A 17,319-nucleotide genomic window follows, 5' to 3' on the forward strand; every position below is an offset into this window, starting at 1 on the left:
CCTCCGGACAGGAGGCGCCGCCGACTGACCGGGTGTCGACGGTCACCCATGGTCGGATGTTCCGGGCTGGTAGTCCTCATGCCCGCCGGCGAAATCGCGTACCTGCGCGGTGACCGGTAGCTCCGAACCGTCCTCGAATACCACGGTCAGCGTCACCTCGGCGCCCGGCAGCAGCGGTTGCCGCAGTTCCATCAGCATCAGGTGATCGCCTCCCGGCACCAACTGGTGTGTGCCTTCGGGCGCCACGGTGATTCCGCCGGCCTTGGGCCACATCGTGGCGCCTCCCGTGTCGTCGGGGACGACCTCGTGTACCTCGACCCGGCCCGCCGCCGCAGAGTAGCCGGACACCAGGTGGGCGGCGTGATGCCCGTTGTTGGTGACGGTGCCGAACACCGCAGCCATGCCGGTCTCTGCCGAGCTTGCCCACTGTTCATCGAAGGTGACCGAAGAGGCCATGGTGGCGTGGTCATGATCGGCCGGCGGCGTACAACCGGAGAGAGCCAGCGCTGCGGCCGCCAGCGCGATACCCCACGTGGATCGAATTGTGCACTCAGACATCGGTTTCTGCCTTCCGGGTAGTCGATCGCCGCGCTTTGGCGGCGTTGATGATCAGGTCGAGGGCGACGAAAGCGGCGAGCGTGAGCCCGAACAGCGGCAGGAACCAGCCGACTGCGACCGCCGCGAATATCACGAGCGGAGGCAACTGCCGGATGCCGCCGCGCGGGGGGCCTGCCGAGCGCCCATGCCGGGCCCCGTGTCGGTCTGCGCTGCCACCACATGCGGTCATGCGGTACCCGCGCACGATCACGCTCAGCAGTCCGGCAGCGACGGTGAGCAGGAGCAGCTGGTTGAGCAGCCGAACGGAGTGCCCATGTGCCCGCGGATTCCCCAGTCGGCCAGCTTGGCGACAGCCGAATAGTCACGCCAGTAGTCGATCTCGCCGGTGACGTTGAGTGTGGCGGGGTCGACCGCCGCGGCGTTGGTGGTCCAGCGGTAGGCCTTGTCGATCTCGGTGATTGTTACCGCCTCACCCTGTTCGGCGGGCACCGTGACCTCGACGGGCAGCTGGACTCCGGCACCGGCCGCGACGTCGAGCACCGCGTCGTAGTCGACATCCGGATGGACGGGTATCGGCGCCGCGGAGCCGACGTGGCCCGCGTGCTCGTCGGCGGCCGGCTCGGCCCTGGGATCCAGCTGCGGGCGTTGCCAATCGAGCGCTGCCCTGATGTCGCTGACGTGGGCGCCGGCATACGTGGACCAGGTGATCCCGGTCGCGGACAGGAAGAGCAGCCCGGCAAGAAGCCAGATACCAACCGCGCCAAGCCAATTCAGTGTGCGGGATCTCCCGCTGACGCTGCGGTCGACCCTCAGGAACCGGCCCCGGCGGCCTCGGCGCCGCTCAGCTGCCGCTTTGGTCAGCCACAGATATGCACCCCCGAGGGCCACCACCCACAGCCAGGACGCCGCGACCTCGCTGTAGACCCGCCCCGGCTCACCGAGGTTGAGGTGGCGGTGCAGTCCGTCGAGCCAGGTGCTCAGCGGCAGATATCCCTACCACGTCGCCTCGTCCCCGAGTACGGCGCCGGTGTAGGGGTCGACGAACACCGCCCGGGAGAACTCCTCACCGAGGGCGGGATCGGCGAAGTGGATCCGGGTGGAGTCCCTGTCGTTCGCCGGCGGCCGCAGTCCGGTCACGGTGAGGTCGGGGAAGGCGGCCCGGGCCGTCGTGGTCTGGACATCCAAAGGCAGCGGCGGCCCCGAAGGCTCGACGTACAGAAGGTCGCCGTAGACGAATCGCTCCAGCGTGGGGGCGAGGGCGTACAACCCGCCGGTGATCGCGGCGACGACGAGGAACGGCGCCACCAGCGCGCCGGCGTAGAAGTGCAGCCGCACGACAAAAGGCCGCCAACTGGGTCGCGTGGATGATGGTGGGCGGTCGGTGGGGGAGCTCGGTTCGACGGTGTGTTCGGGAACGGTCATGGGTTGAGACTTTCGGGGTCGTTGCGGCACGACGCGTCGGTCGAAACCGCAGCATCAGTGCACAGGGGGTGGCCGTCGTCGGCGAAGCGACGACGGCGCGGATGCGACACCGCAGCGGGGCGCCACGGCTCGGGATGGGAACAGTCCGGCCGCGTTATGCGGCGGTGACCACCCGCGGGGGAGCACGCATGCCCAGTCCGGTGACCAGAACCGGTGCAACGACCACGATCTTCGATTTCCGACGCAACGGGCGCGCGGGATGGCGCAGCGCCCGCATCGCGAACAGACGCAGCCAGCACAGCACCGAAGAGCAGACGACGTAGAGGTACTCGGCGGCGGTGATCGCGATGCCGAGGATCACCGCTGCCCCGAGGTGGGCGGCGGCCATCGAGGTGTCCATGTCCACGAGGCCGCCACCATGGTGTTGGCCGGCCGTCATCAGTGTCGCGTGGCCCAGCAGCTGGGCGAGACAGAATCCGGCCGTGGTGGCCACCGATCCGGCGGTTCGTCCGGTGACGGGCAGCCCGCCGAGCACCGCTCCCACGGTGGCGCAGGCCAGCAGCGCGATCACCAATGCGCCGCCACCGGGGATGCCGCCGCCGCCCGCACCGTGGGCACCTACGGTCATCACCGCAGACGTCACGCCCACCAGGGCGCCGCGCAACCAGCGTGCGCGTGTCCTGGGCGATCCCACGGGCCGAACCTTACCCGGACCTGACCACTGTCTACTACACGGACTAGTAGGTCAGGTTCCGGAGTAGGTCTCCGGGTCCGGACGGAATCTGGTTCCGTTGTCGAGACCGTTGAGGGTGGCCATCTGGTCGTCGGTCAGCTCGAAATCGAAGACCTCGAGGTTGGACCTGATCCGCTCTGCAGACGACGAGCGTGGGATGACGACATTGCCCAACTGCAGGCTCCACCGGACCAGCACCTGAGCCGGTGTCTTGCCGTGAGCCTCGGCGACCGCGGTGACGGCGGCATTGTCGAGGAGATTGCCCACGCCCAGCGGACCGTAGGCCTCGGTGGTGATCCCGTACCCGGCGTTGATCGTCCGGAGTTCGGCCTGGTTGAGCAGCGGATGCAGCTCGATCTGGTTGACCGCGGGGGTGAAGAACGACAGGTTGATGATGTCGTCGAGGTGGCCCTCGTTGAAGTTGCAGACACCGATCGAGCGGGTGTCACCGACTTCCTTGGCCTTCATCAGGCCACCCCAGCTGTCGACGTACTTGCCGTTTTCGATGGCGGGCCAGTGGATGAGGTACAGGTCCACGTACTCGAGGCCGAGTCGCTCCAGGCTGGCCTTCAGGGCGTTCTGCGAGGACTGGAAGCCCTGGTCCTCGGTGGCGAGTTTGGTGGTGACGAACAGCTCGTCGCGCGGGACCCCGGACTGGGAGATCGCCCGTCCGACCGCGGCCTCGTTGCCGTAGGCGGCTGCAGTGTCGATCAGTCGGTAGCCGGCCTCCAACGCCGCCAGGACCGAGGCTTCGGTCTCGGAGTCCGACAACTCGCCCACACCGAGGCCGAACACCGGCATCGTGTTGTCGTCGTTGAGTGTGACGGTGGGAATCGCTGCCGCCGAGGTCATGTCACCTGCCCTGCTGAAGTGGAATGCTCGTTCACCGCACCCCGGTCGCCGTTGTGGATCCGGGCCGGGACACGGTTTTGCCGATGACTATATTGCGGTGTCGGTAAGTCGCCTAATCATTCGCCTGCCCGGGAGTTTTGCGCCTGGTGCGCCGTAGTAGGCCGCCTCACCCGGCGCCGGCGGTAAGGTGTGGCACAACCGATGGAGCAGACATGACGCAGAGCGCGACGGGTCAGGCGCCCGTCACCGAAATCCCGGGGACGCGTCCGAGCCGCAAGGTCCGCGTCCGGGACGTACTGGCCAACAAGGTCGCCGGGGTGACGCTGCGGGCGTTGCCGAGCATCCCGGACGGCGTCAAGCGCGTTCTGCTGGGTGGGCGGTCGATCACCCTCGACGGCAACACCCTCGACACCACGCTGCAGTTGATGCTCACCGGTCAGCAGTCGCTGGGACTCGACGGATTGGTCGGCGACGACGACTTCGTCGCCGCGCGCGCCCAGCTGGAGCTGCTCGCGGACAGCTTCAGGCAACACATCCCGGTATCCGCCGTCACCGATCTGGCGGTGGCCGGTGCCGTCGGCCCCATCAAGGCGCGGCATTACCGCACCGACCATCCCGACGCGCCGCTGCTGGTCTTTTATCACGGCGGTGGCCAGGTGATGGGGAGCATCGACACTCATGATGACCTGTGCCGCGAGATCTGCCGGGCCGGACAGATCCACGTGCTGTCGGTCGACTATCGGTTGGCTCCCGAGCACAAAGCGCCCGCAGGCGCCGAGGACGCCTACGCCGCGTACCTGTGGGCCGTCGAGCACGCCGCCGAGCTCGGCGCCGATCCCAGGCGGGTCGCGGTGGGCGGAGACAGCGCGGGGGCCAACCTGGCCGCGTTGGTGTGCCTGCGTGCGCGGGACGACAAATCGCCGCCGCCCGCGCTGCAGCTGTTGCTGTACCCGGTGACCGACTACACCGCGCAGACTCGCTCGCGGACGCTGTTCGCCCGGGGCTTCTTCCTCACCAGAGACGACATCGACTGGTTCAACACCCGGTTCCTCGACGGCGCCCAGCTCGACGGCTCCGATCCGCGCGTCTCACCCCTTCTTGCCGACGACCTATCCGGTTTGCCGCCGGCCCTGGTCGTCACCGCCGGGTTCGACCCGCTGCGCGACGAGGGCAGGAACTACGCCGAGGCCATGCGCGGGGCGGGCGTGGCCGTGGACTACCGCGAGTACGGAGCGGTCGTGCACGGCTTCGCCAACTTCTTCCCGCTCGGTGGAGCCAGCGCCACCGCGACCACCGACTTCATCTCTGCGTTGCGTGCGCATCTGACCCGAGCGGGCTAATCCTCGCCGGGGACGCCGGTACTCTGTCTTCCGTGGCCACCAAACCCAAGAAGAACGCGCGCTACGACCTGAAGGCAGCCGACCGTAAGCGCAACCTGTTCATCCAGATCGGTCTGACCTCGGTCGTGGTGTTGTTCGCGGTCGCGCTGGTGCTGTACATCGTGATGGGCGCCGAAGACAGGCCGACCGCAGGTGAGGCCGAAGCCATCAGGGTGGAGTCGAGCAGCCTGATCACGAAGGAAGGCACCGAGGAGCCCAAGGCGCTCGTGTCGCTCTACGAGGACTTCCTGTGCCCGGCGTGCCGCAGCTTCGAGGAGCAGTTCGGGCCCACCATCAGCCAGCTAATCGATTCCGGCGCGATCGCCGCCGACTACTACATGGTGAGCATTCTGGATCGACCGCAGAACCAGAACTACTCGTCGCGCGCCGGCAACGCCGCCTACTGCGTGGCCGCCGAGTCCAAGGAAGCGTTCCGCCGCTTCCATGCGGCCCTGTACTCCCAGCAGCCCAGCGAAACCGGAACCAACTATCCGGACAACGCCCGACTGGTCGAGATCGCGCGCCAGGCGGGTGCTGCCGGAAATGTCCCCGAGTGCATCAACAACGGCACCTTCGTCGACATGGTCAGCGGCCTGGCTGCGGCCACCGGGGTCCAGTCCACCCCGACGATCCGCATCAACGGCGAGGACTACCAGCCCAGCACGCCGGATGCGCTCGTCGCCAAGATCAGGGAGATCGTCGGAGACGTTCCCGCCCTCGACGCTGTCGCACCCGCCCCGGCGTCGTGACCGTTACGGTGTCTGATCCGGCGTCCGACCCGTCGGCAGCCGACCCGTCGGCCGCCGAGTCGACGGGCATCGCGGTCGGTAGGAGCAGCGCCCTGTGGGTGCTGATCGCCGGGGTCGTCGGGTTGGCTGCGGCGCTGACCTTGACGATCGAGAAGATCGAACTCCTGATCAACCCGGACTACATTCCGTCCTGCAGCATCAACCCGGTCCTGTCCTGCGGGTCGGTGATGATCACCCCGCAGGCGGCGCTGCTCGGCTTCCCCAACCCGCTGATCGGCATCGTCTCGTTCAGCGTGGTGGTGGTCTCGGGCGTGCTCGCGCTGGCCAAGGTTGCGCTGCCGCGCTGGTACTGGGCGGGCCTGGCCGGTGGCACGCTGCTGGGCACCGTGTTCGTGCACTGGCTGATCTTCCAGAGCCTGTACCGGATCGGCGCGCTGTGCCCCTACTGCATGGTGGTGTGGGCCGTGACGATCCCGCTGCTGGTGGTGACCGTGTCGATCGCGACGCAGGCACAGCGAAGCGGTTCCGCGGTGGTCAGGACCCTCTACACGTGGCGGTGGTCGCTGGTGGCGCTGTGGTTCACCGCGGTGACGCTGCTCATTCTCGAGCGATTCTGGAACTACTGGTCGACTCTCATCTGATCGGCGCCCCCGATGAGGTTAAGGTGAACCGTGACCGGTCGGATCTCGAAAGTCCTCGTGGCGAATCGCGGGGAGATCGCCATCCGCGCGTTTCGCGCCGCCTTCGAACTGGGCATCGCCACCGTCGCGGTGTATCCGTATGAGGACCGCAATTCCCTTCACCGCCTGAAGGCGGACGAGTCCTACCAGATCGGTGACATCGGCCATCCGGTCCGTGGCTACCTCTCGGTCGACGAGATCATCCGGGTGGCCACCGCGGCGGGCGCCGACGCGGTGTACCCGGGTTACGGGTTCCTGTCGGAGAATCCGGAGCTGGCCGCTCAGTGCGCCGCCGCGGGCATCACGTTCGTCGGCCCCAGCTCCGGGGTTCTGGAGCTGACGGGGAACAAGGCCCGGGCGATCGCCGCGGCGCGTGCGGCCGGGCTGCCGGTGCTGGCGTCCTCGGACCCGTCGGCGTCGGTCGACGAACTGATGGACGCGGCGACCGACATGGAATTCCCGTTGTTCGTCAAGGCGGTGTCCGGCGGCGGCGGCCGCGGCATGCGGCGGGTCACCGACCGCGCGGTGCTGGCGGAGGCCATAGAGGCCGCAAGCCGTGAGGCGGAGTCCGCGTTCGGCGACCCGATCGTCTACCTCGAGCAGGCAGTGCTGAATCCGCGCCACATCGAGGTGCAGATCCTCGCCGACAACGACGGCAACGTGATGCACCTGTTCGAGCGGGACTGCAGTGTGCAGCGCCGCCATCAGAAAGTCATCGAGCTCGCGCCGGCGCCCAACCTTCCCGAGGAGCTGCGGCAGAAGATCTGCGACGATGCCGTCGCATTCGCCCGCGAGATCGACTACACCTGTGCGGGCACCGTCGAGTTCCTGCTCGACGAGCGCGGCCACCACGTGTTCATCGAGTGCAACCCGCGGATCCAGGTGGAGCACACGGTCACCGAGGAGATCACCGACGTCGACCTCGTCGGCAGCCAGTTGCGCATCGCGTCGGGTGAGACCCTCGCGGATCTGGGTCTGAGCCAGGACATGATGACGGCGCCACGGGGATTCGCTATGCAGTGCCGGATCACCACCGAGGACCCGACGAACGGATTCCGCCCCGACACCGGCCGCATCACCGCATACCGCTCCCCGGGAGGCGCCGGCATCCGCCTCGACGGCGGCGCCGTGCTCGGCGGGGAGATCGGTGCCCATTTCGACTCGATGCTGGTCAAACTCACGTGCCGGGGCCGCGATTTCGGGTCCGCGGTCGCGCGTGCGCGCCGGGCGCTGGCCGAGTTCCGGGTGCGCGGGGTGTCGACCAACATCCCGTTCCTGCAGGCCGTCATCGACGATCCCGACTTCCGGGCCGGCCGGGTCACCACCTCGTTCATCGACGAACGCCCCTACCTGCTGACCGCACGCTCGCCCGCCGACCGCGGCACCAAGATCCTCAACTACCTGGCCGATGTCACCGTCAACCAGCCGCACGGACCCCGGCTGTCGTCGATCTATCCGAACGACAAGCTGCCGCAGGTCGATCTCGACACGATGCCGCCGCGCGGCAGCAAGCACCTGCTCTCGGAGGTGGGGCCCGAAGGTTTCGCCCGGTGGATGCGGGAGTCGAAGTCCGTCGGCGTCACCGACACGACGTTCCGCGACGCGCACCAGTCCCTGCTGGCCACCCGGGTTCGCACCTCCGGTCTGTTGATGGTGGCGCCCTACATCGCGCGGCTCACCCCGCAGTTGCTGTCCATCGAGTGCTGGGGCGGTGCCACCTACGACGTGGCCCTGCGGTTCCTCAAGGAGGATCCGTGGGAGCGGTTGGCCGCGCTGCGCGAAGCGGTGCCCAACATCTGCCTGCAGATGTTGCTCCGGGGCCGCAACACTGTGGGGTATACCCCCTACCCGGAAACGGTCACCCACGCGTTCGTGCAGGAGGCGACCGCGGTGGGTATCGACATCTATCGGATCTTCGACGCACTGAACAACGTGGACTCGATGCGTCCGGCGATCGACGCCGTGCGCGAAACCGGCACCGCCGTCGCAGAAGTCGCGATGTCCTACACCGGGGATCTGTCCGATCCCGGCGAGAATCTCTACACGCTGGACTACTACCTCAAGCTCGCCGAGCAGATCGTCGACGCCGGGGCCCATGTGCTGGCGATCAAGGACATGGCGGGACTGCTGCGGCCGCAGGCGGCGGCCATGCTGGTCAGTGCGCTGCGCAGCCGGTTCGACCTGCCGGTGCACGTTCACACCCACGACACTCCGGGCGGGCAGCTGGCGACCTATCTGGCCGCCTGGCAGGCCGGCGCCAGCGCTGTCGACGGCGCGTCAGCGCCGTTGGCGGGCACGACGAGTCAGCCCGCGCTGAGCTCGATCGTCGCGGCGACGGCGCACACCGAGTACGACACCGGGCTTTCGCTGTCTGCGGTCTGCGACCTGGAGCCCTACTGGGAAGCGCTGCGAAAGGTGTACGCGCCGTTCGAGTCCGGCCTCCCCGCGCCTACGGGGCGGGTGTACCGCCACGAGATCCCGGGTGGACAGCTCTCCAACCTGCGAACCCAGGCCATCGCGCTGGGCCTCGGCGACCGTTTCGAGGAGATCGAGGCCGCCTACGAGGGCGCCGATCGGATCCTGGGCCGGTTGGTCAAGGTCACACCTTCGTCCAAGGTGGTCGGCGATCTCGCTCTGGCACTCGTCGGTGCCGGCATCACGGCCGACGAATTCGCGGCAGAGCCAGACAAATTCGACATTCCGGACTCGGTCATCGGGTTCCTGCGCGGAGAGCTGGGAGACCCCCCGGGTGGCTGGCCGGAACCGCTTCGCAGCAAGGCGCTGGCCGGGCGTGCCCCCGCCAAGCCGGTGGTCGACCTCACCGCCGAGGACAACGAGGCACTGAGCCAGGCCGGGCCCGCGCGTCAGGCCACCCTGAACAGGCTGCTGTTCCCCGGTCCGACAAAGGAATTCGAGGCCCACCGGGAACTGTACGGTGACACGTCGAGCCTGTCGGCGAATCAGTTCCTCTACGGGCTGCGCCACGGAGACGAGCACCGGGTCAAGCTGGAGCGCGGTGTCGAACTGCTCATCGGGCTCGAGGCGATCTCCGATCCCGACGAACGGGGCATGCGCACGGTGATGTGCATCATCAACGGCCAGTTGCGGCCGGTCGTCGTCCGAGACCGCAGCGTGGCCAGCGAGGTGCCGGCCGCCGAGAAGGCCGACCGCAACAACCCCGACCACGTCGCGGCCCCGTTTGCGGGCGTGGTGACCGTCAACGTCGCCGAGGGCGACGCGGTGGAGGCGGGTCAGACCATCGCCACGATCGAGGCGATGAAGATGGAGGCCGCCATCACCGCGCCCAAGGCGGGCACTGCCACGCGCGTCGCGGTGTCGGCCACCGCGCAGGTCGAAGGAGGAGACCTGCTCGTGGTGGTGGGTTCGGCGGGCAGGAGCGATGGGCCCACGCGCGAAGCGCAGGGGACGACCGGGGGATCAACCTGACCCGCATCGTTGCCGGCGCCCTCGGGGGCCGCCGACTATCGGTGCCGCAGCAAAAGTCCGGGCGGGGTACCCGCCCGACAACCGACCGGGTGCGCGAGTCGCTGTTCAACCTGCTGGCCGCGCGGATCGATTTCACCGGGCTCGACGTGCTCGACCTCTATGCCGGTTCGGGGGCGCTGGGCCTGGAGGCGCTGTCGCGCGGCGCCGCGTCAGCGGTGTTCGTGGAGTCCGACCCCCGGGCGGCGGCCGTGATCACGAAGAACATCACGACACTGGGCGTCGCGGGGGCGTCGGTGCGCCGCGGCCCGGTGGCGGCGGTACTGGATGCTGGCACCGTCCGGCCGGTGCATCTGGTGCTGGCCGACCCGCCGTATGAGGTGGGGGAGGCCGAGGTCAGCGCGATGCTCGTGGCGCTCGGGCGTGCCGGGTGGACGATGCCGGGCACGGTGGCGGTGGTGGAGCGCTCGGCGTCGGGCCCGGAGGTCACCTGGCCGGACGGGTGGACGACGTGGGGCGCCCGCCGCTACGGGGACACCCGGATCGAGCTCGCCGAACACGACTGAGCTGCCGGTGCTCTCGGGCTGCTAGCGTCGACCTCCATGAGCGGAGCGGTGTGCCCGGGATCCTTCGACCCGGTGACCCTCGGTCACGTCGACGTCTTCGAGCGGGCGTCGGCGCAGTTCGACGAACTCGTGATCGCGGTGCTCGTCAACCCGAACAAGAAGGGCATGTTCAGCGTCGAGGAGCGGATCGCGCTGATCGAAGAGTCGACGGCCCACCTGCCGAATGTGCGCGCGGAGTCGGGGCAGGGCCTTGTCGTCGACTTCGTCAAGGCCAGGGGGATGACGGCGATCGTCAAAGGTCTGCGCACCGGCACCGACTTCGAGTACGAGCTGCAGATGGCCCAGATGAACAAGCACATCGCCGGCGTCGACACGTTCTTCGTGGCCACCAACCCGCAGTACTCCTTCGTGTCGTCCTCGCTGGCAAAAGAGGTCGCGATGCTGGGCGGCGACGTCTCGGCGCTGCTTCCGGAGCCGGTGAACGCCCGGGTGCAGGCCAAGCTCGCAGACAATTGACATAATGCTGACATCAAGCAATTGGTAACGACACACCGGTGCCGGTAGCGGAGTCACAGGCGTAACATCAGGCACACTGGTCACTGTCAACTACGCCTGGAGGGTGTTGCCGTGTACCGAGTTTTTGAAGCACTCGATGAATTGGGTGGAATCGTCGAAGAGGCCCGCGGCGTGCCGATGACGGCAGGCTGCGTGGTGCCTCGCGGTGATGTCCTGGAACTGATCGACGACATCAAGGACGCGATCCCCGGCGAACTCGACGACGCGCAGGACGTGCTGGATGCTCGCGATTCGTTGCTGCGCGAGGCCAAGGACCACGCGGACGCCACCGTGTCGACGGCTAACGCGGAGGCCGATTCGATGGTCAACCACGCCAGGGCAGAGGCCGACCGACTGCTGGCGGACGCGAAGTCGCAGGCCGACCGCATGGTCGCCGAGGCGCGCCAGCACAGCGAACGCATGGTGGCCGAGGCCCGCGAGGAGGCCAACCGGATTGCGGCGACCGCCAAGCGTGAGTACGAGGCCACCACCGGGCGCGCCAAGTCCGAAGCCGACCGGCTGATCGAGAGCGGCAACCTGACCTACGAGAAGGCGGTTCAGGAAGGCATCAAGGAGCAGCAGCGGCTGGTGTCGCAGACCGAGATCGTCGCCACGGCCACCGGCGAGGCCACCCGGCTGATCGACTCCGCGCACGCGGAGTCGGACCGTCTGCGCGGCGAATGCGACATCTACGTCGACAGCAAGCTGGCCGAATTCGAGGACTTCCTCAACGGCACGTTGCGTTCCGTAGGCCGGGGCCGCCATCAACTGCGCACCGCGGCCGGAACCCACGACTACGCGGCCCGCTGACCTTCGGAAGGCTGAACGTACGATACGTGCATGCCGACGCATGCGAACGCGGCCGCGCGCCGAGGATCTCGATCGCCTCTGGTGATCAACATCTCGCGGCTCGGCCGTAGGCCCGGATCGATGATGACCCTGGAGACCACCGTCGCGAGTCCGTCGCGCATGGGGCTGCAGTTGCTTGCCGTCGAGCAGGATGCACCACTGGAGTTGAACCTGCGGCTGGAGTCGGTGTCCGAGGGTGTGCTGGTGACCGGCACCGTGTCGGCGCCGACTGCGGGCGAGTGCGCGCGCTGCCTGCAGCCGATCACCGGTGAGGTCGAGATCGATCTGACCGAGCTGTTCGCCTACCCCGACAGCGCGACCGACGAGACCACCGGTGCCGACGAGGTCCCCCGTGTGGGCCGCGACGGCAGTGCCGACACAGTGGATCTCGAGCAGCCGATCATCGACGCGGTGGGCCTGGCGCTGCCGTTCTCGCCGGTCTGCGGCCCGGACTGTGAGGGGCTGTGCCAGCAGTGCGGTGTGCCGCTGGCCACCGCCGAGCCCGGCCACCATCACGAGCAGATCGATCCGCGATGGGCGAAGCTCGCCGAGCTTCGCGAGCAGACGGACACCGAGCTTCGCGAGCAGACGGCCGAGGAGTCTGGCGAGCGGGGCGGAGACCGGCCGTGACGGTCGACCGCGCGCTGCTGCTCAAGGCGCTCGGGGTCGATCTGCCCGAGGAGTTGCTCACCATCGCGCTCACGCACCGCAGCTATTCCTACGAGAACGGCGGGCTGCCCACCAACGAACGTCTGGAGTTCCTCGGGGATTCAGTGCTCGGCCTGACGATCACCGAGGAGCTCTATCACCGGCACCCGGACCGCTCGGAAGGTGATCTGGCGAAGTTGCGCGCCAGCATCGTCAACACCCACGCACTGGCCGACGTAGGGCGTGATCTCACCGAGGACGGTCTGGGTTCCTACCTGCTGCTGGGCAAGGGCGAGGAGAACTCCGGCGGCGCCGACAAGTCCAGCATCCTGGCGGACGGCGTCGAGTCTCTGCTTGGCGCAATCTATCTCGAGCATGGAGCGGCGGTCGTGCGGGAGGTCATCCTGCGGTTGTTCGGTCAGCTCCTCGACACCGCCCCGACCCTGGGTGCGGGCCTGGATTGGAAGAGCAGCCTGCAGGAGCTGACAGCCTCTCGCGGGCTGGGCGTGCCCTCCTACCTCGTGACGTCCACCGGGCCCGATCACGACAAGGAGTTCACCGCAACGGTGATGGTCGCCGAGCGCGAGTACGGCAGGGGGATCGGCCACACCAAGAAAGAGGCCGAACTCAAAGCCGCCGCGGCGGCGTGGAACGCCCTCAACAGTGCCTGATCCGGATGCCTGAACTCCCCGAGGTCGAGGTCGTCCGGCGGGGGCTGGCCCAGCGTGTCACCGACAGGACCATCACCGCGGTCCGGGTGCACCACCCCCGTGCCGTGCGCAGGCACGAGGCCGGACCCGCCGACCTGGCCGCCCGGCTGCTCGGCGTCGCGATCACCGGGACCGGACGCCGGGGGAAGTACCTGTGGCTCACGCTGGGGGACGGGCCCGATGTGGGGGCACCTCCCGCTTGCGGGGGACCGCTTGCGGGGGAATCAAGCAGCGCGCTCGTCGTGCACCTGGGCATGAGCGGGCAGATGCTGCTGGGGGACGTCCCCAACGGCAACCACCTGCGCATCGCCGCGCTGCTAGACGACGGCACCACGCTCAGCTTCGTCGACCAGCGCACCTTCGGGAGTTGGATGATCGCCGAGATGGTCACCGTCGACGGGACCGACGTGCCGACGCCGGTCGCGCACATCGCCCGCGACCCGCTGGATCCGCGGTTCGATCGCGACTCGGTCGTCACCGAGTTGCGCCACAAGCACTCCGAGGTCAAGCGTCAGCTGCTGAACCAGGCCGTGGTGTCGGGAGTCGGCAACATCTACGCCGACGAGGCACTGTGGCGGGCCAAGGTCAACGGTGCCCGGCTGGCCTCGGGGTTACCGCGGCGCAAGCTCGCCGAGTTGCTCGATGCCGCCGCCGCGGTGATGACAGACGCTCTCGATGAGGGCGGCACCTCGTTCGACTCGCTCTATGTGAACGTCAACGGCGAGTCCGGCTACTTCGACCGGTCGCTGGATGCCTACGGCCGCGCGGGTGAACCGTGCCGGCGCTGCGGAGCGGTGATGCGGCGGGAGAAGTTCATGAACCGGTCGTCGTTCTACTGCCCGCGCTGCCAGCCTCGCCCACGCGCCTAGCGTCGCGGAATAGCATTCCGGGCTGCGGATCGGGCCACGATCACGACCGGGAATGCTATTCCGCGGGGACGTTGTAGAAATGAGCCATGACCGAACTATGGGTGGAACGCACCGGGGTGCGTCGCTACACCGGGCGCAGCACGCGTGGTGCCGAGGTCTCCGTCGCCTCCGAGGACGTCGAGGGCGCCTTCACGCCCGGGGAGCTGATGAAGATCGCGCTGGCCGCATGCAGCGGGCTCTCCAGCGACCAGCCGCTGCGCCGGCGCCTCGGCGACGACTACCAAGCCACGATCAGGGTGTCCGGGCCTGCCGATCGCGAGCAGGAGCGCTACCCGCTGCTGGAGGAGTCGCTGGAGGTCGACCTGTCGGAGTTGTCCGACGACGACGTCGCGCGGTTGCTGACCGTGGTGGAACGCGCGATCGATCAGGTGTGCACGGTAGGACGAACGCTGAAGTCCGGTACCAAAGTGACGTTTGGGGTCAAAGATGTCGGCAGCAGCTGAGGTCCGGCTGACCGCCTGGGTGCACGGGTCCGTCCAGGGCGTGGGCTTTCGCTGGTGGACGAGGTCCCGGGCGCTCGAGTTGGGTCTGACCGGGTATGCGTCGAACCGTCCGGACGGGCGGGTACAGGTGGTCGCCCAGGGCTCCCGGGACGCCTGCGAGCGCCTCCTGGAACTGCTCCAGAGCGGCAAAACCCCCGGCCAGGTCGACAAGGTGGTCTCCGACTGGTCCGAACCCGCCGACTCGTTCCCGGGCTTCACCGAGCGCTGACCTGCTCGGCGGTAGGGTCTGACGACATGCATCTCAAGAGTCTGACGCTGAAGGGCTTCAAGTCCTTCGCCTCGCCGACGACTCTGCGCTTCGAACCGGGCATCACCTGTGTCGTCGGGCCCAACGGCTCCGGGAAGTCCAACGTCGTCGACGCGCTGACCTGGGTGATGGGGGAGCAGGGCGCCAAGACGTTGCGCGGCGGGAAGATGGAAGACGTCATCTTCGCCGGCACGTCCTCGCGGGCGCCACTGGGACGCGCCGAGGTGACGCTGACCATCGACAACTCCGACAACGCGCTGCCCATCGAGTACTCCGAGGTGTCGATCACCCGAAGGATGTTCCGTGACGGCGCAGGCGAGTACGAGATCAATGGCAGCAGTTGCCGTTTGATGGATGTCCAGGAGCTGCTCAGCGACTCCGGCATCGGCCGGGAGATGCACGTCATCGTCGGCCAGGGCAAGCTCTCCGAGATCCTCGAATCGCGTCCGGAGGACCGACGCGCGTTCATCGAGGAGGCCGCGGGCGTCCTCAAGCACCGCAAACGCAAGGAGAAGGCGGTCCGCAAGCTCGACTCCATGTCGGCGAACCTGGCGCGGCTGACCGATCTGACCACCGAACTGCGCCGTCAGCTCAAGCCGCTGGGTCGCCAAGCAGAGATGGCGCGGCGGGCCCAGACGATCCAGGCCGACCTCCGTGACGCGCGGCTGCGGCTCGCGGCCGACGACCTCGTCGCCCGCAAGGCCGAGTTCGACGACACCAACCAGGCCGAGACGACGCTGCGCCGCGAGCACGACGAGCTGACCGCGCGGCTGGAGGTCCGCGCCGTCGAGCTCGAGGCCCACGAGTTCGCTGTCGAGGAACTCAGCGAGCGCGCCGATTCCGCGCAACAGCGGTGGTTCCGGCTCTCGGCCCTGGCCGAGCGGGTCAGCGCGACGGTCCGCATCGCCAGTGAGCGTGCGCAGCACCTCGACGCCGAGCCCGAGATGTCGGGTGGCCCGGATCCCGACGAACTCGACGCCCAGGCCGAGGAGGTGGCCGAGCAGGAAAGGCAGCTCCTCGAGGAACTGGCCGAATCGCGGGAACGTCTGGAAGCGACCCGCGCCGAGCTGGCCGAGCGTGAGCAGGTGGCCGCCGAAGCCGAGCGGGCCCATCTCGCCGCCGCCCGTGCCGAGGCCGACCGGCGGGAGGGGTTGGCCCGGCTGTCCGGACAGGTCGACACCATGCGCACCCGGGTCGAGTCCATCGACGAGACCGTCGCCCGGCTGACCACAGGCATCGACGAGGCCGCCTCACGCGCCCAGCAGGCCCAGGCGGAGTTCGAGACCGTGCAGACCCGGGTGAGCGAGCTCGACGCCGGCGAGGTCGGGCTCGACGACCATCACGACCGGACCGTGGCTGCGCTGCGGCTGGCCGACGAGCGGGTGGCCGAGCTGCAGGCCGGTGAGCGCGCCGCCGAACGCCAGGTGGCGTCCCTGCAGGCGCGCATCGACGCATTGTCGGTCGGGCTGGACCGCAAGGACGGCGCAGCGTGGCTCCAAGAGAACCGTGGGGCACAGCTTTTCGGGTCGATCGCCAACCTGGTCAAGGTGCAGTCCGGCCACGAGTCCGCGGTTGCCGCAGTGCTCGGCGCGGCGGCCGATGCCGTCGCGGCGGAAAACTTCGGCGCCGCCCGCGACGCCGTGGCTGCGCTCAAGCACTCCGACGGAGGGCGGGCCGCCATCGTGCTGGGGGACTGGCCCGCGCAACCGGTGCCCGTGACAGGTCAGCTGCCCGAGGGCGCGGTGTGGGCGGTGGACGTCATCGATGCCGCCCCGCGGGTGCGCGCCGCAGTGGCCGCGATGCTCGCCGGGGTGGCGGTGGTCGACAACCTCGCGACCGCCATGGAACTTGTTGCCGCACAACCGCAACTGCGTGCGGCGACCGCTGAGGGCGACCTGGTCGGAGCCGGCTGGGTCAGCGGCGGCTCCGACCGCAGGCCCAGCACACTGGAGATCACCGCTCAGGTCGACAAGGCCCGGGCAGAGCTCGCCGACGCCGAGCGGCAGGTCGGTGAGCTGTCTGCCGCCCTGTCCGGTGCGCTGGCTGAGCAGTCATCGCGCCAGGATGCCGCCGAACAGGCGTTGGCTGCACTCAACGAGTCCGACGCCGCGATCTCGGCGATCTATGAACAGCTGGGCCGGCTGGGCCAGGAAGCCCGCGCCGCCGACGACGAGTGGCAGCGCCTGATCAGCCAGCGCGACGAGCTGGAGGCGGGGCGCAGTCACACGGTTTCCGAGCTCGCCGCGCTCGAGGATCGGCTGCACAACGCCCAACAGGAGCCGATGTTCGAGGCCGAGCCCGTCAACCGCCAGGAGTGGACGGCCGCTGCGGAGGCGGCACGTTCGGCGGAGGTGGAGGCCCGGTTGACGGTGCGCACCGCCGAGGAGCGCGCGAATGCCGTTCGGGGACGCGCTGATTCGCTACGGCGGGCGGCGACAGCAGAACGCGAGGCTCGGGTTCGCGCCCGCAGGGCCCGTGAGGCGCGGGTGCACGCC

Annotated in this window: 17 protein-coding genes and 1 pseudogene; 13 read left to right on the forward strand and 5 right to left on the reverse strand. The window is 68.6% G+C overall.

Translation table 11 applies throughout. The features are described 5' to 3' along the window. Positions 1 to 42: 42 nt before the first annotated feature. The 5 genes and pseudogenes from WA944_RS23480 to WA944_RS23500 form a co-directional block, all read right to left on the reverse strand. Positions 43 to 558, reverse strand: coding sequence for a copper chaperone PCu(A)C (locus tag WA944_RS23480; protein ID WP_526374733.1), 516 nt, complete (start codon positions 556 to 558; stop codon positions 43 to 45). Continuing rightward, positions 551 to 808 (reverse strand): hypothetical protein, encoded by a 258-nt coding sequence (locus tag WA944_RS23485; protein ID WP_526647406.1) that lies wholly within the window; start codon positions 806 to 808, stop codon positions 551 to 553. Before WA944_RS23485 ends, WA944_RS23480 begins: the two co-directional genes overlap by 8 nt. Before the next feature lie 2 nt (positions 809 to 810). Further along, a pseudogene (locus WA944_RS23490) lies at positions 811 to 1,980 on the reverse strand (PepSY domain-containing protein). A 154-nt stretch (positions 1,981 to 2,134) separates the two neighbouring features. Next, entirely contained in the window at positions 2,135 to 2,674 is a 540-nt protein-coding gene (locus WA944_RS23495) for a hypothetical protein (RefSeq protein ID WP_526647407.1), read from the reverse strand. Positions 2,675 to 2,725: 51 nt separating this feature from the next. After that, positions 2,726 to 3,565 carry an aldo/keto reductase gene (locus WA944_RS23500; RefSeq protein ID WP_526647408.1) on the reverse strand — a complete coding sequence of 280 codons (840 nt, stop codon included), beginning with the start codon at positions 3,563 to 3,565 and terminating at the stop codon, positions 2,726 to 2,728. A 212-nt stretch (positions 3,566 to 3,777) separates the two neighbouring features. On the opposite strand from WA944_RS23500, the gene WA944_RS23505 reads away from it, so the two are divergent. From WA944_RS23505 to smc, 13 genes are all read left to right on the forward strand, one after another. Next, positions 3,778 to 4,905 carry an alpha/beta hydrolase gene (locus WA944_RS23505; RefSeq protein WP_526374725.1) on the forward strand — a complete coding sequence of 376 codons (1,128 nt, stop codon included), beginning with the start codon at positions 3,778 to 3,780 and terminating at the stop codon, positions 4,903 to 4,905. A 32-nt stretch (positions 4,906 to 4,937) separates the two neighbouring features. Beyond that, a complete protein-coding gene (locus WA944_RS23510; RefSeq protein WP_526374723.1) occupies positions 4,938 to 5,693 on the forward strand; it encodes a DsbA family protein in 756 nt (251 codons plus the stop codon). 8 nt (positions 5,694 to 5,701) lie between these two features. After that, positions 5,702 to 6,334: a vitamin K epoxide reductase family protein gene (locus WA944_RS23515; protein WP_526374721.1), complete on the forward strand. Its 633-nt coding sequence runs from the start codon at positions 5,702 to 5,704 to the stop codon at positions 6,332 to 6,334. A gap of 42 nt (positions 6,335 to 6,376) precedes the next feature. After that, complete coding sequence (locus WA944_RS23520; protein WP_526608723.1) at positions 6,377 to 9,820, forward strand: pyruvate carboxylase; 3,444 nt, start codon at positions 6,377 to 6,379, stop codon at positions 9,818 to 9,820. Further along, positions 9,817 to 10,383 (forward strand): 16S rRNA (guanine(966)-N(2))-methyltransferase RsmD, encoded by a 567-nt coding sequence (rsmD, locus tag WA944_RS23525; protein WP_526372622.1) that lies wholly within the window; start codon positions 9,817 to 9,819, stop codon positions 10,381 to 10,383. The genes WA944_RS23520 and rsmD overlap by 4 nt, the downstream gene beginning before the upstream one ends. A gap of 36 nt (positions 10,384 to 10,419) precedes the next feature. Beyond that, positions 10,420 to 10,899 (forward strand): pantetheine-phosphate adenylyltransferase, encoded by a 480-nt coding sequence (gene coaD / locus WA944_RS23530; RefSeq protein ID WP_526372615.1) that lies wholly within the window; start codon positions 10,420 to 10,422, stop codon positions 10,897 to 10,899. 111 nt (positions 10,900 to 11,010) lie between these two features. Further along, positions 11,011 to 11,748 carry a cell division protein SepIVA gene (gene sepIVA, locus WA944_RS23535; protein WP_526372616.1) on the forward strand — a complete coding sequence of 246 codons (738 nt, stop codon included), beginning with the start codon at positions 11,011 to 11,013 and terminating at the stop codon, positions 11,746 to 11,748. Positions 11,749 to 11,778: 30 nt separating this feature from the next. Then, the gene (locus tag WA944_RS23540) at positions 11,779 to 12,417 is read left to right on the forward strand and encodes a YceD family protein (protein WP_526372617.1); all 639 of its coding nucleotides are present in this window, start codon (positions 11,779 to 11,781) and stop codon (positions 12,415 to 12,417) included. Then, the gene (gene rnc, locus WA944_RS23545) at positions 12,414 to 13,106 is read left to right on the forward strand and encodes a ribonuclease III (protein ID WP_526372618.1); all 693 of its coding nucleotides are present in this window, start codon (positions 12,414 to 12,416) and stop codon (positions 13,104 to 13,106) included. Before WA944_RS23540 ends, rnc begins: the two co-directional genes overlap by 4 nt. Before the next feature lie 5 nt (positions 13,107 to 13,111). After that, positions 13,112 to 14,014, forward strand: a complete 903-nt coding sequence (gene mutM / locus WA944_RS23550; protein ID WP_526372619.1) for a bifunctional DNA-formamidopyrimidine glycosylase/DNA-(apurinic or apyrimidinic site) lyase — start codon at positions 13,112 to 13,114, stop codon at positions 14,012 to 14,014. A gap of 86 nt (positions 14,015 to 14,100) precedes the next feature. After that, positions 14,101 to 14,517: an OsmC family protein gene (locus WA944_RS23555; RefSeq protein ID WP_526372620.1), complete on the forward strand. Its 417-nt coding sequence runs from the start codon at positions 14,101 to 14,103 to the stop codon at positions 14,515 to 14,517. Next, entirely contained in the window at positions 14,501 to 14,785 is a 285-nt protein-coding gene (locus WA944_RS23560) for an acylphosphatase (RefSeq protein ID WP_526372621.1), read from the forward strand. The genes WA944_RS23555 and WA944_RS23560 overlap by 17 nt, the downstream gene beginning before the upstream one ends. Positions 14,786 to 14,811: 26 nt before the next feature. After that, positions 14,812 to 17,319 (forward strand): chromosome segregation protein SMC (gene smc / locus WA944_RS23565; RefSeq protein WP_526647409.1); only part of this gene is annotated, 2,508 nt, incomplete at its 3' end.

This window comes from Mycobacterium sp., assembly GCF_049683355.1.
Classification (GTDB): Bacteria; Actinomycetota; Actinomycetes; order Mycobacteriales; family Mycobacteriaceae; genus Mycobacterium.